At 68.1% G+C, this 13,353-nt stretch carries 13 protein-coding genes, 1 tRNA gene and 1 pseudogene; 7 read left to right on the top strand and 8 right to left on the bottom strand.

Going from position 1 to position 13,353, the window contains the following annotated elements:
• The 3 genes from hemH to QZ847_RS06465 are packed head-to-tail and all read right to left on the bottom strand — an operon-like array spanning window position 1 to window position 4,986.
• Window positions 1-1,005 carry a ferrochelatase gene (gene hemH / locus QZ847_RS06475; RefSeq protein WP_294193005.1) on the bottom strand — a complete coding sequence of 335 codons (1,005 nt, stop codon included), beginning with the start codon at window positions 1,003-1,005 and terminating at the stop codon, window positions 1-3.
• Window positions 1,006-1,016: 11 nt separating this feature from the next.
• The gene (locus QZ847_RS06470) at window positions 1,017-3,236 is read right to left on the bottom strand and encodes a molybdopterin cofactor-binding domain-containing protein (RefSeq protein WP_294354491.1); all 2,220 of its coding nucleotides are present in this window, start codon (window positions 3,234-3,236) and stop codon (window positions 1,017-1,019) included.
• 52 nt (window positions 3,237-3,288) lie between these two features.
• Window positions 3,289-4,986, bottom strand: coding sequence for a class I adenylate-forming enzyme family protein (locus tag QZ847_RS06465; RefSeq protein ID WP_294354543.1), 1,698 nt, complete (start codon window positions 4,984-4,986; stop codon window positions 3,289-3,291).
• An 83-nt stretch (window positions 4,987-5,069) separates the two neighbouring features.
• Here QZ847_RS06465 and lgt point away from each other — a divergent pair, with 83 nt between their 5' ends.
• The 4 genes from lgt (at window position 5,070) to pgeF (ending at window position 8,326) form a co-directional block, all read left to right on the top strand.
• Window positions 5,070-5,963 carry a prolipoprotein diacylglyceryl transferase gene (lgt, locus tag QZ847_RS06460; protein ID WP_294354488.1) on the top strand — a complete coding sequence of 298 codons (894 nt, stop codon included), beginning with the start codon at window positions 5,070-5,072 and terminating at the stop codon, window positions 5,961-5,963.
• Window positions 5,964-6,076: 113 nt separating this feature from the next.
• Window positions 6,077-7,021, top strand: a complete 945-nt coding sequence (locus QZ847_RS06455; RefSeq protein ID WP_294354540.1) for an SAM-dependent methyltransferase — start codon at window positions 6,077-6,079, stop codon at window positions 7,019-7,021.
• A gap of 25 nt (window positions 7,022-7,046) precedes the next feature.
• A complete protein-coding gene (locus tag QZ847_RS06450) occupies window positions 7,047-7,562 on the top strand; it encodes a GNAT family N-acetyltransferase (RefSeq protein WP_294192869.1) in 516 nt (171 codons plus the stop codon).
• The gene (pgeF, locus tag QZ847_RS06445) at window positions 7,559-8,326 is read left to right on the top strand and encodes a peptidoglycan editing factor PgeF (RefSeq protein WP_294354485.1); all 768 of its coding nucleotides are present in this window, start codon (window positions 7,559-7,561) and stop codon (window positions 8,324-8,326) included. The genes QZ847_RS06450 and pgeF overlap by 4 nt, the downstream gene beginning before the upstream one ends.
• A 25-nt stretch (window positions 8,327-8,351) precedes the next feature.
• On the opposite strand, the gene hslU is transcribed toward pgeF, so the two are convergent.
• On the bottom strand, window positions 8,352-9,653 hold the full coding sequence (hslU, locus tag QZ847_RS06440; protein WP_294192873.1) for an ATP-dependent protease ATPase subunit HslU: 1,302 nt from the start codon (window positions 9,651-9,653) through the stop codon (window positions 8,352-8,354).
• Between the two features lie 8 nt (window positions 9,654-9,661).
• Window positions 9,662-10,207, bottom strand: coding sequence for an ATP-dependent protease subunit HslV (hslV, locus tag QZ847_RS06435; RefSeq protein WP_026325759.1), 546 nt, complete (start codon window positions 10,205-10,207; stop codon window positions 9,662-9,664).
• Between the two features lie 195 nt (window positions 10,208-10,402).
• On the opposite strand from hslV, the gene QZ847_RS06430 reads away from it, so the two are divergent.
• Entirely contained in the window at window positions 10,403-10,591 is a 189-nt protein-coding gene (locus QZ847_RS06430; protein ID WP_294354480.1) for a hypothetical protein, read from the top strand.
• A gap of 4 nt (window positions 10,592-10,595) precedes the next feature.
• Here the strand turns inward: QZ847_RS06430 and QZ847_RS06425 are convergent, their stop codons facing one another.
• The 3 genes from QZ847_RS06425 to QZ847_RS06415 form a co-directional block, all read right to left on the bottom strand.
• Window positions 10,596-11,003, bottom strand: coding sequence for a holin family protein (locus QZ847_RS06425; RefSeq protein WP_294354477.1), 408 nt, complete (start codon window positions 11,001-11,003; stop codon window positions 10,596-10,598).
• A 93-nt stretch (window positions 11,004-11,096) separates the two neighbouring features.
• A complete protein-coding gene (locus QZ847_RS06420) occupies window positions 11,097-11,666 on the bottom strand; it encodes a glycosyl hydrolase 108 family protein (RefSeq protein WP_294354473.1) in 570 nt (189 codons plus the stop codon).
• A 65-nt stretch (window positions 11,667-11,731) separates the two neighbouring features.
• Window positions 11,732-11,808 (bottom strand) — tRNA-Pro (locus tag QZ847_RS06415).
• Window positions 11,809-11,996: 188 nt separating this feature from the next.
• Between QZ847_RS06415 and yajC the strand changes: the two genes are divergently transcribed.
• Window positions 11,997-12,338, top strand: a complete 342-nt coding sequence (yajC, locus tag QZ847_RS06410; protein ID WP_026325758.1) for a preprotein translocase subunit YajC — start codon at window positions 11,997-11,999, stop codon at window positions 12,336-12,338.
• Window positions 12,339-12,352: 14 nt separating this feature from the next.
• A pseudogene (locus QZ847_RS06405) lies at window positions 12,353-13,353 on the top strand (protein translocase subunit SecD); the annotation flags it as partial.

Raw genomic sequence — 13,353 nt, 5'->3', positions numbered from 1 at the left:
CTAAGGGCGCGGCGTCCAGCCTTCAAGCTCGCGCGCGATGACGCTGCGTAACATTTCGATGCCGACGGGCGTATCGTTCAGGCACGGCAGATAGCCGAAATGCGTGCCGCCCGCTTCCTCGAACGTCTCGCGTCCGCGGATGGTCAATTCTTCCAGCGTCTCGACGCAATCGGCGGAGAAGCCGGGCGCAACGATCGCAATCTTCTTCACGCCTCGCCCCGGCATGGCTGCGAGGACGGTGTCGGTGGCGGGTTCAAGCCACTTGGCGCGACCGAAGCGCGACTGGAAGGTGATGGTCAGGTCCATACCCAATGCCTCGCCGAGCAGCCGGCCAGTCTTCTGGCAGTGGCAATGGTACGGGTCGCCAAGTTCGAGCGTCCGCTGCGGCATGCCGTGGAAGCTGGCCATCACCGCGTCGGGGGTGAAGTCGAGCGTCGCAAGGCCCGCGCGAACGCTTTGCGCGAGTGCGTCGATATAGGCAGGATCGTCGTAATAGGGCGGCAGGGTTCGGATGGCCGGCTGCCACCGCATCGTTGCCAGATGCCAAAACGCCTTGTCGTTGGCGGTCGCAGTCGTTGCGGCGCAATATTGCGGGTAAAGAGGGGCGAGCAGGATGCGCTCGCACCCGGCGTCCTTCATCGCCTGCAAGCGGTCGGCAATGGCAGGTCGGCCGTAGCGCATCGCCCAGTCGACCAGCACGTTGTCACCGAACGCATCCTTCAATGCCAGCGCCTGCGCGCGCGTGATCGCGGCGAGCGGCGAGCCATCCTCGCGCCAGACCTGGCTGTAGGCGTGCGCGGACTTCTTCGGGCGCGTGGTCAGCACCACGCCGCGCAGGATCGGCTGCCACGCGATGCGCGGGAGCTCGACAACGCGGCGGTCGGACAGGAACTCCGCCAGGTAGCGCTTGACCGCCTTCGGTTCGGGCGCGTCGGGGGTGCCGAGGTTGATCAACAGCACGCCGATGCGCGGGCGCGGGATGACGGGATGGCCGGCGGGGATCATGGGCGAATGCCTCAGGCGCGGGGTTGCAGGGGGAGTGAGCGAAGCCGCACACCGGTGGCGGCACGCAGCGCGTTGGCAACGGCCGGGGCGACCGCAGGTATCCCGAGGTCGGACACGCCGCCAGGCTCCGCGTTGCTGGGGATCAGCTCGACGGTGACCTCCGGCGCAGTGGCGAGCGTCGGCAGCGCGAAATCGCCGAACAGGCGCGTCGTGGCGAGGTTTTGCTCAATCCGCGTCGAGCAACCGGTCGCGAGCGCGACGCCCAGGATCAGCCCGCCCTCGATCTGCTGGCGCACCACGTCGGGGTTGATCGCGCGGCCGCAATCGACCGCGGCGACCAGCCGTTCGACCCGCACGCGCCCGGCATCGTCGACGCGCGCCTCCGCCATCACCGCGATGAAGCTGCCCGCGACCGCGTGGCACGCGATCCCCTGCCCGCTGCCTGCCAACCCGCCCTGCCAGCCGCCGAGCGCGGCGGCGGTGGTCAGACAGCGCGCCAGCCGGGCGTTGCCGCCGAGCATGCCGATACGGTAGCTCATCGGCTCGTTCCCGTTCGCGTGCGCGAGTTCGTCGATGAAGCATTCGGTGAAGAACGCATTGTAGCCATCGGCGAGGCCGCGGAGTTGTCCGACCGACATGCCAACGGCGGCAGGGTGATGATCGATCGCGAGCGCGGGCATCGCGTAGGGCGGCACCGCGCCTGACATGGCGTAGCCGTCAGCGCTCGCCGGCAGCGCCGCTGCGACGCGCCGTAGGGAATCGTCCGGCATCAGGCGCGCGGCCAGTTCGGCTCCCGTCGCCGGCGCAGCAATCTTTGCCTGCCAGCCGAGGATCGCGCCGCCGGCACCCAGCCGCGCGCTCATCCGCGCGCGCACCGGCGCGCGGAAACGGTCGCGCAGCGCGGTCTCGCCGCGCGACCAGGTGAGCTGGACCGGGCGCTTCAACTCGCGCGCGAGGATTGCCGCCTGTGCGGCAACGTCGGTTTCGAGCGCCTGACCGAACGAACCGCCGACGAGCATCGCGTGCACCGTAACGCGCGCGGCGGATACGCCCAGCGCGGCGGCGGCGGCATCGCGCGCGCTGGTCGGCGCCTGGGTCGCGATCCAGAGTTCGAGCGCACCGTCGCGCCAGTGCGCGGTCGCGGTGGGCGTCTCGAGCGACGGGTGAAGCGCGAGCGCGGCGTGGTAATCGGCGGTAACGAGGCGCGCGCTGGCGAACGCTGCCGACAGATCACCCGCGGCGGCGACGCGGTAGCCTTCCCCCTCCAGTGCCTTGTCCAGCGCCCGTTCGATCGACGCCGTGTCGATCACACCCCCGCGCGTCTCGAACCTTGGTGCGAGCGCATCGAGCGCACGGTTCGCGGCCCACCAAATGTTCGCCGCCACCGCGACCCATGTATCACGCGCGACCACGCCCGCGACGCCCTGCACGCCTTCGGCTGCGGCGCGGTTGAACGAGCGCAGGCGGGTGTCACCGATCGGACCCTGGCGGATGCTGGCGAACACCATGTCGGACAACCGGACGTCGGCGGCGAAATTGGCCGATCCGTCGACCTTGGCCGGTGCGTCGAGGCGCGGCAGCGATCGACCGCTCAGCCGCCCTTCGTCGCCGAAGCGCAAGGGCAGTTCATCGGGGAACGAATAACCCGCCGCGGCCTCGACCAGTTCGCCGAAGCGCAGGCGCCTGCTCTCGAATACGACGAAGCCGTCGGCGGTGTCGCACGCCTGCCAGTCGGCGTCCCAGCGCGCCGCCGCTGCCTTGCACAACAGCACGCGCGCCGCCGCGCCTGCTTCGCGCAAGCTCTGCTCGAAACGACGAACCGAGGTCGAGCCGGCCGTGAGCATCAGCGCGCTTCGCGTCAGATGCTCGTCGCGCAACCCACGCGGCACATGGTCGAACCCGCCCGCGAACAACGCGTCGGCGGCGAGCGGGTTGGCGTAGAGCGGGTTGATCGGCGCGGCCTCGACCCCGACGGTGCGCCAGTCGGCCCCTAGTTCGTCGGCGACGATCTGCGGCAGCGTGGTGTAGACGCCCTGTCCGTGCTCGACCTGTGGAACCGCCACGATCACGCGCCCGTCGCGCGCGATCTTCAGGAAACCCCCGAACAGCGTTTCATCGGCCGCGACCGGCAGGTTGGGCGCGTAGCGTCTCGGCCACGCGGCCCAGGCGACCACCAGCCCGACGCCTGCGCCGCCGGCGACGAGGACATTGCGGCGCGAGAGCGTTGGCATCGCTCGCTCCTTTACCTGCGTCGCCGAAACGAACAAGCAGCCGCAACGGCGGCTAGACGCTCTCGCTCAGCGCGAGGGCGCGGTATTTGGCGCGAAGCGACACCTTGTCGATCTTCTCCGTCCCCAGCCGCGGCAGCGGCTCGTCGGCGATCCAGATCTTCTGTGGCACCTTGAACGCGGCGATGTGCGGCGTGAGGAAAGCGATCAAATCCTCCGATTCGACAATGCCCGGATGAGCGAGATGAACCACCGCGCCCGGTACCTCGCCGTAGCGTTCGTCGGCGAGCCCGAACACTGCGGCCTCGGCGACCTCGGGATGCTCGTACAGGGTAGCTTCGACCTCCTGGCAGCTGATGTTCTCGCCACCGCGAATGATGATGTCCTTCTTGCGGTCGACGATGAACAGGTAATCGTCCTCGTCGAGGTAGCCGATGTCGCCGGTGCGAAAGTAACCGTCGGCGGTGAACGCGTCGGCAGTCGCCTGCGGGTTGTTCCAATATTCCTCGAAGCACGCGGCCGAGCGAATGCAGACTTCGCCGCGCTCGCCTTGAGGAACCGGCTTACCCGCGTCGTCGAGGATCGCGAGGTCGACCAGCGGCGGCGAGGCGCGGCCGGCCGAATTGGGCTTGGCGACGTAATTGCCGCGCCAGTTGCCCGTGCCGATGCCGTTGGTCTCGGTCAGTCCGTAGCCGATTAGCGGCGCACCCTCCATCTCGGCATCGATGCGGCGGACGTGCTCTACGGGGCGCGGCGCGCCGCCCGCGGCGATGTCGGCGAGCGTCGACAGGTCGTACTTGCCGCGGTTTGGGTGCGTCAGCATTTCGAAGCTCATCAGCGGCACGCCGACGAAATAGGTGACCTGTTCGCGCTCGATCAGCCGCATCGCTTCTTCGGCGTCCCATTTGGGCATCAGCACCAATTTGCGACCGATCGCCATGCTTTGCAGGAACACCGGCACCTCGGCGGTGACGTGGAATAGCGGCACGTTGAGCAAGGTCGCGGGCTGGAGCATGCTGGCGGTGCCGTCCTGTGTCGCGATACCCAGCATCATCAGCGCGGAGGCGAGATAGTTGAAGATGCCCTGCACCACCTGGAAGTGGGTCGACAGCGCGCCCTTTGACTTGCCGGTCGAGCCCGAGGTGAACAGGATCGTCGCGCGATCATCACCGGTCAGCGTCGGCAGCGCCGCGCCGGACGAGTGATGGATGACGGCGCCGATCGCCTCGTTCAGCGGGCGCAGATCGTCGATCGCCTCGACCCGCACCGACATACCCTCGATCGCCGCCAGCCGCTTGGCGCGGGGCAGGTCGGCGAAGATCAGGCCAACGCCGACGTCGCGGATCGCGGCCTCGAACTCCTCCGCCTGCCACCAGCCGTTGAGCAGCGTCGCGGTGCCGCCCGCCATCAGGATACCCATGTAGAGCACGATCCACGACGGCGAGTTGCGCGCGGCGATGCCGACGCGGTCGCCCTTGGCGATGCCGTAATGCCCAACGAGCGCGTCGGCGACCTTCGCCGCCGCGGCGTGAACCTGTCCGAAGGTCAGCCGCTCGTCGCCTGCGACCAGGAACTCGGCCTCGGCGTGCTGGGTGCAGAAATGCGCGAAATAGGCCGGCAGCGTCGGCGGCGCGGCGGCGATGTAGGGCAGCGAGCGACCGAAACGCTCGACCTGCCCCAGCGGCAACTGCCCGCCCGCACCCGTCATCGCGCCCATCACCGCATCCATCCGCTGGTCGAGCTCGGTTCGCATCATTCTCTCCGCTTGGCCGCCGTTGACGGCTTGGTCTTGTGCCCTTGGCTCCTTATGGAGGCGACGATGTTGAGGGGAAAGCCTTGATCCTGCCGATACTCGCCGATGCCGCCTACGCGGGCGCCGGCCACATCCGTTTCGCCGATCTCGGCCTCCACCCCGACGTGTTCACGCTCGGCTTCTTTACGCTGCGCTGGTACAGCCTCGCCTATATCGCGGGGATCGTTGTCGGCTGGTGGTACCTGCTGAAACTCCTCGCGCAGCCCGGTGCGCCGATGGCAAGGCGCCACGCCGACGACCTCGTTTTCTACGCGACGCTGGGCATCATCCTCGGGGGGCGGATCGGCTACGTGCTGTTCTACGCGCCGGAGATGCTGTCGAGCCCGCTTCGCATCCTGCGATTGTGGGACGGCGGCATGTCGTTCCACGGCGGGGTGATCGGCACGTCGCTGGGGATCATCTGGTTCGCGCGCAAGCACAAGCTCAACTGGCTGCGCATCCACGATTACGTCGCCTGCGTCGTGCCGTTCGGGCTGTTCTTCGGGCGGCTCGCCAACTTCGTGAACGGCGAGCTGTGGGGCAAGCCGAGCGATGTGCCCTGGGCGATCGTGTTCGAGCGCACCGTGCCGACCGGCTTCGTCGAGCCCGCGCGGCACCCGAGCCAGCTGTACGAGGCGGGACTGGAGGGCATCTGCCTGTTCCTGCTGCTCTGGTTCTTCTTCTGGCGCACCAAGGCGCGGTACCAGCCGGGCAAGCTCGTCGGGCTGTTCCTGCTCGGCTATGGGGTGGCGCGATTCATCGTCGAGTTCTTCCGTGAACCCGACGCGCAGTTCGCGGGCACGTTCTTCGCCAACACCATCCACATGGGGCAGGTGCTGTGCATCCCGATGGTGCTGGCGGGAGCATTCTTAATCGCGACGGCGCCGGGACGCCGCCAGCGGATCGAGCCGACCGCCGGGCTGGAGAGCGTCGCCTGAGCGGCGCGCATCCGCTAGTGCCGCCGCCGGGCACGTCGAGGCGCGAGCCGCTGCTCGCCGAGCGGCTGGCGCGCGCGATCACGCTGGGCGGGCCGATCCCGGTCAGCCAGTTCATGGCGGCCGCCAACGCGCATTATTACGCAACGCGCGATCCGTTGGGTGCCGCCGGCGACTTCACGACCGCGCCCGAGATCAGCCAGATGTTCGGCGAGCTGATCGGGCTGTGGGCGGCGGACCTGTGGGATCGCGCCGGGCGTCCCGAGATCGCGTGGGTCGAGCTGGGGCCGGGTCGCGGCACGCTGACTGCCGACGCGCTGCGCGCGATGCGGGCGGCAGGGCTCGTGCCGCCGGTTCACTTCGTCGAGAACAGCCCGGCGCTGCGCGAGGTGCAGGCGCGCTCGGTGCCCGAGGCGATATGGCACGATGATGTTTCCACCCTGCCCGCGGACGTACCGTTGATCATCGTCGCCAACGAATTCTTCGATGCACTGCCGATCCGGCAGTTGGTGCGCGGGGCCGATGGCTGGCGCGAGCGGCTGGTTGCGTGTCAGGACACGTTGTTCCTGCCGATCGCAGGCGGCGCGATGCCCGCCGGGATCATGCCCGAGGCGCTCGACGCGGCGTCATTCGGATCGGTGGTCGAGACCTCGCCCGCGAGCGTGGCGATCATGGCGGGACTTTCGGCGCTGATCGAGGCGCAGGGCGGCGCGATGCTGGTGATCGATTACGGCTACGAGGGGCCGGCGGTCGGCGACACGTTGCAGGCGGTGCGCGGACATGCCTACGCCAATCCGTTCGAGGCGCCGGGCGAGCAGGACCTGACCGCGCACGTCGATTTCGCGACGCTGGCGCTGGCGGCGGAGGCTTCGGGTTGCCGGCGCTCGGGTCCGGTCGGGCAAGGCGCCTTCCTGACCGCGCTCGGCATCGACGCGCGCGCCGAGGCACTGGGGCCGCGGGTGGCGGAGGATCGCCGTCGGCTAGTCGAGGAGATGGGCGAGCTGTTCCGTGTTATGGCGGTGCGCCACCCTGGCTGGCCCGAGCCGGCTGGGTTCGCATGACCCACCTTCGCCGAGCGAGGTTCGCATGATTGTCTACCGTGACGCGATGCCCGACGATGGGCCTGCGATCGACGCGATGGCGCGGCGAGTGTGGCTCGACACGTTCGGTCGTTCCGCGCCGCCTGCCGACATCGAGGCGTATCTGGCGGAGGCGTTCGGCGACGGCGGCGCACTAATCCACGACCTGCCCGATCCGGCCTTCGACTACCGCGTGGCGATGAGCGACCAACAGGTGATCGGCTACGCGAAGGTGAGCGCGCCGATCTTCACCGGCGAGGTCGACGCGAGCGGTGCGTACCAGTTGCGGCAACTATACGTCGACGGTGAGTTTCATGGGCAGGGTGTGGCGCCCGCGCTGCTCGACTGGTCGCGCCGGATCGCGCAGTCGCGTGGTGCGTCGAGCCTGCTGCTGACGGTATGGGAGGAAAATGCGCGGGCGCGGCGCTTCTACGAGAAGCACGGCTTCGTTCACGTCGGCGATTACGCGTTCCAGACCGGAACGCAGGTCGATCGCGACCTGATCATGCGGCTGGCGCTGTGAGCGCGGTCGAGGTGATCCGCGCCGATGTGCTGAGCGGTGTGCCGCACGGGTTTTTCGGCCGGCGCGGCGGTGCGTCGGGTGGCGTGTTCGCGGGGCTGAACGTCGGCGCGGGATCGAGTGACGATCAGAGCGCGGTGGCGGCGAACCGCATGGCGGCGCTCGCAGCGGTCAGGCCCTGCGCGACGCTGCTGACGCCGTTTCAGATCCACTCGCCCGATTGCGTCACCGTGCGGGTGCCGTTCGCGAACGGGGTGCGACCGCATGCCGACGCGCTGGTGACCGACAATCCCGCGCTCGCGCTGGGCATCGTCACCGCGGATTGCGCGCCGGTGCTGCTGGCGGACGTGGCGGCGGGCGTGGTCGGCGCGGCGCATGCCGGATGGAAGGGCGCGCTCGGCGGCGTCACCGATGCGACGGTGGATGCGATGGAAGCGCTCGGCGCGGTCCGGGAGCGGGTCGCCGCCGTGATCGGGCCGTGCATCGCGCGGGCCAGCTACGAGGTTGATGCCGCGTTTCGGCTCAGGTTCGAGGAGGCTGATCCAGTTAACGAGCGGTTCTTCATCGACGGTCGCGCCGACCACGCGCAGTTCGACCTGGAGGGTTACGTGGCGCATCAACTGGCCTCGGCTGGCGTGCGGCGGATCGAGGCGATGGGGTTGGACACCTACGCCGACGAGGACCGCTTCTTCAGCTATCGCCGCGCGACGCACCGCGGCGAGCCCGATTACGGACGGCAGATCGCGATCATCGGCCTGCCGGGCTGACGACAAGCCAGCCCGGCGAGCAGCCTTACAGGACGAATCGGCTGAGGTCGGCGTTGCGCGCGACGCTGGCCAACTGCTGCTCGACGTAAGCGGCGTCGACGATGAGGCTCTCGCCCTTGCGATCCTCGGCGTCGAAGCTGACTTCCTCCAGCAGCTTCTCCATCACGGTCTGCAAGCGGCGCGCGCCGATGTTCTCGATCTCGCCGTTCACTTCCGCCGCGATGCGCGCAACGGCGCGGATGCCGTCGTCTGTGAAGCTGACCTCGACGCCCTCGGTCGCGATCAGCGCCTTGTACTGCGCGGGCAGCGACGCCTTGGTGTCGGACAGGATCGAGACGAAATCATCCTCGGTCAGGCCCTTCAGCTCGACGCGGATCGGCAGGCGACCCTGTAGCTCGGGCAGCAGGTCGCTCGGCTTGGCGACGTGGAACGCGCCACTGGCGATGAAGAGGATGTGGTCGGTCTTCATCGGCCCGTATTTGGTCGAGACGGTGGTTCCCTCGATCAACGGCAGCAGGTCGCGCTGGACGCCCTCGCGGCTGACCGAGCCACCGCGCACATCACTGACCGCGATCTTGTCGATCTCGTCGAGGAAGACGATGCCGTTCGCCTCCGCGTCGGCGAGCGCGGTGCGGCTGACCTCGTCCTGGTCGAGCCGCTTGTCGGCTTCCTCCTCGACCAGCTTCTCCCATGCGGCCGGGACGAGCAGCTTGCGGCGCTGCTTGGGCGCGTTGTTGCCGAACGCCTTGCCCATCATCTCGCTCAAGTTGATCATGCCGACCGAGCCGCCGCCGGGAATGTCGAACGGCATCTGCGGCGTCTGGCTGAGTTCGAGCTCGATCTCGGTCTGGTCGAGGTGTCCGTCGCGGAAGCGCTGGCGGAAGCTCTCGCGCGTCGCCTGACTCGAGTCCTTGCCGACCAGCGCATCAAGCAGGCGGTTCATCGCCGCTTCCTCGGCCTTGTCTTTGACGGCCAGGCGGCGGCGTTCCTTTTCAAGCCGCACTGCCTCTTCGACCAGGTCGCGCGCGATCTGTTCGACGTCGCGACCGACATAGCCAACCTCGGTGAACTTGGTCGCCTCGACCTTCACGAACGGCGCGTCGGCGAGTTTCGCCAGCCGGCGGCTGATCTCGGTCTTGCCGCACCCGGTCGGGCCGATCATCAGGATGTTCTTGGGCGTCACCTCGTCGCGCAGGTCGGCGCCGAGCCGCTGTCGGCGCCAGCGATTGCGCAACGCGACGGCGACCGCGCGCTTGGCGTCGCGCTGACCGATGATGTGCGCGTCGAGCGCGGCGACGATCGCCTTGGGCGTCAGATTGTCTTGCATGGGGGAACTCAATTGGCCGAGTCGAGCGTTTCGACGACGAGGCGATCGTTGGTGTAGACGCAGAGGTCGGCGGCGATCTTCATCGCCCGGCGCGCGATCGTCTCGGCATCCTGTTCATAGTCGACCAGCGCACGTGCACCGGCGAGCGCGAAGTTGCCGCCCGATCCGATCGCGGCGACCCCCGCCTCCGGCTCCAGCACATCGCCGTTGCCGGTCAGGATCAGCGTCACGTCGCGGTCGGCGACGATCATCATCGCCTCCAGATTGCGCAGATATTTGTCGGTGCGCCAGTCCTTGGCGAGTTCGACTGCCGCTCGCATCAGCTGTCCATTGTGGCGCTCTAGCTTGGCCTCGAGCCGTTCGAACAACGTGAAGGCATCGGCGGTCGCACCCGCGAAGCCGCCGATGACCTTTCCGTCCTTGCCGAGCGTGCGAACCTTGCGCGCGTTGGGCTTCATCACGGTCGGCCCCATCGAGACCTGACCATCGCCCGCCACGACGACCTTGCCGCCGCGCCGAACCGAGAGAATGGTGGTGCCATGCCAGACCGGCATGGAATGTGGATCGTTCCCGCTCATGCGCCGCCATGTAGGTAGCGGCGCGGGATTGTGCCAACCCCACCGGAAGCGCGCTGTGTCTCGCAAAGCTACCATGCGGATGGTGCATAAAAACCGCCGGTACGATTTCCTATGTTGTAGCAAAGCGGGGGAAACACGCGCATGCGACATCCTCCTCCAAGGAGATGGTGCGTGCGTACCGACGACGAAGACGATCGCGAATATTACAACCGTCGCGCAGAGGCCGAGATCGAGGCCGCGAGCGCGACCGAGAACCCGGCGGCATGCCGCGCGCATTACCAGATGGCCGAACTGTACCTCGAACGCGCCTATTCGGACGAGGGCGACGAGGCAGCCGGCGAGAACGCCGCCGCCTCGTAATTCGTCAGCGCGACCGCTTTCCCCATTCGCGCGCGACGGTGTAGCCGAGATAACCGGTGCCGAAGAGCGCGTAGAGCGGCTCGGGCAATCCGTTCAGATAGGAGGTCATGCCGCGCGCGATCGCCTGCGCCGCTGTGGGCCGGATCGCGGCGATCAGCCCCATCGGGATGCTCCACAATAGCAGCGCGTACATGACGTAGAGGAACGACGGACGCGCCCGCGCAGTCCAGCGGTCGGGGCTGTTCGCCTCCGCCAGCACACCCGCCATCTGCGCGCGCAAGGTGCCGAGTTCATGTGTCCGCTCCAGCCGGAGCAATTCGAGCTTGGCAGCGTCGCGCGCGGCAGGATCGGGGATGATGCGGTCGAGCACGCCCGCGAGCGGCGCGACGAGGTCGGTGACGGGGATGGCCATAGTGCGGCTCCTGAGCAGGGTCGATGAGGCTGGAAGGTCACGAAAGTCACACCCCTACGCATGTGCGCGCGAGGGGCGCGACCTTTGGCGCCGTCAGTTGAGGCGATTGGCGAGCCAGCCGTAGAGGAATGCCTCGTTGGCCGGACGCTGCTCGGCGAGTGCCATGTAGCGTTCGCCCTGCAATGCCTCGATCGCCTTGACGAGCACCACCTCCCCGCTCGCGCGCCGCGTGGCGAGGAAGCGATCGAGCGCGGCGAGCGTCTGCGCACCGACGCGACCGTCGAGCACCACGTCGGCGTAGTCGGTCGCGCCACGATTGAGCGCGTTGAGCGCACGTTGCAGGAAGGTCACCGCGACCGCCGGCCCCATGTTGACGCCGGTGTCGAACAATTCGGCGGCGAGTGCCGGCGCGCGGATGGCGACAGAATCGAACTGCGGGCGGAGCCAGTAGATGCGGCGGTAGATCGCGGCGGCGGCGGCTCTCGAGAAATGCCTCATGTCGCCGGCATAGCCGTTGGCGCGCGCCGTGCCCTCGGTGATGCCGAAGCGGGTGGCACCACCGCGATCGCTCGGGTGATTGGAATAACCGCCCTCGCGGTCGATGACGTTGTCGATGAGTTGATCGATCACGTGAAACACTCCCCGGTTGAACCGCGGGAACATTGCGTGAACACACGCTTGTAGGACAGCTCCGAGGCGGTGCCTTGCTACATCGTCGCTGTGTGACTTGGTCGGGGCGACAGGATTCGAACCTGCGACCCCCACACCCCCAGTGTGATGCGCTACCAGGCTGCGCTACGCCCCGACCGAGCGGCGGCCATTACGCGCGGCGACGCGATGATGCAAGCGACCTGTTGCGCGCACGCCCGCGTGGTCCGCCCGGCGGTGCTCCGGGGGCGGGCAGTTGCGCCGGGTGACGCGCGATGGTAGCGCCGGGAACTTCTTTGGCGTGCGGGTGACGCTCGCGCGCGCAACTTTTCATGCTTGGACACGATGCTCATCTCTCCAGCTTACGCGCAGGCAGCCGGCGGTGCGGGTTCCGCGAACGGTGCACTCGGCGGCTTCCTCGGCCTGGCGCCGCTGTTCCTCATCTTCATCGTCTTCTACTTCCTGATGATCCGTCCGCAGCAGGCGCGCGTGCGCAAGCTGCAGGCCGCGGTCGCGGCGGTGAAGAAGGGTGATTCGGTCGTCACCGCGGGCGGTCTGGTCGGCAAGGTGACGCGCGTCGAGGACGCCTTCGTCGAAGTGGAGATCGCGCCCAACACCCGCGTGCGCGTGGTCAAGGCAACGCTGGCGGAGGTCACTCCGCTCGGCTCCAAGCCCGCCAACGACTGAGCGGACAAGCGACGATGCTCGATTTCCCACGCTGGAAGGTCGCCTCGATCTGGGCGTTCCTGGCCGTGCTGGTCGCGCTTGCGATCCCGAGCATCGTGCCGGGGTTGAACGATCGACTGCCGGTCAAATTCTCGACGATCAACCTAGGGCTCGACCTCGCCGGCGGCAGCTACCTGCTGCTCGAGGCCGATACCAACGACGTCGCGGCGACGCGGGTCGAGGCGATGCGCGAGCAGGTGCAGACCGAGATGCGCCGGCAGGATCCGCGGATCGAGATAGGCGACATCTCAAGCCGCGGCGGCCAATTGTCGTTCCTCTTGCGTGATCCAAGCCAAGTCGACGCCGCGCGCGAGCGGCTGCTTGCGATCACCGGCGGTGGCGCGGGCATGACCGGGCAGCGCGAGTGGGACATCCAGGTCGTCGACACCAGCCGCTTCGTGCTGACGCCGACGCAGGCTGGCCTCACGCAAGCGGTCGACCGCGCGATGCAGGACGCAACCGAGGTCGTGCGCCGCCGCATCGACGAGCTCGGCACGCGCGAGCCGACGATCATCCGCCAGGGGTCGAACCGAATCGTCGTGCAGGTGCCGGGCTTGGGCAATCCGCAGGCGTTGAAGGACCTGCTGGGCAAGACCGCCAAGCTCGAGTTCAAGCTGGTCGACCAGAATGCCGATCCGACGCAGCTCGCCAAGGGTCAGGCACCCGCGGGCAGCCAGGTGCTCCCCTACCCCAACAGCCCGTCGGGCATCCCGTTCATCGCGGTGAAGCGCTCCGCCATCATCACCGGCGACATGCTGTCGGACGCGCGGCAGGAGTTCGATCCGCAGACCAACGCGCCGCAGGTGTCGATCACCTTTGACAGCCAGGGCGGTCGCCGTTTCGCGCGCGTGACGCAGGAGAACGTCAACAAGCCGTTCGCGATCATCCTCGACAACAGCGTCATCTCCGCACCCAACATCAACGAGCCGATCCTGGGCGGCCGCGCCGCGATCAACGGCGGGTTCACGACCGAGAG

The organism is uncultured Sphingomonas sp., from assembly GCF_913778135.1.
Classification (GTDB): domain Bacteria; phylum Pseudomonadota; class Alphaproteobacteria; order Sphingomonadales; family Sphingomonadaceae; genus Sphingomonas.
Note: the sequence above shows the minus strand (reverse complement) of the source record. Positions and strands in the feature narration are given on the sequence as shown.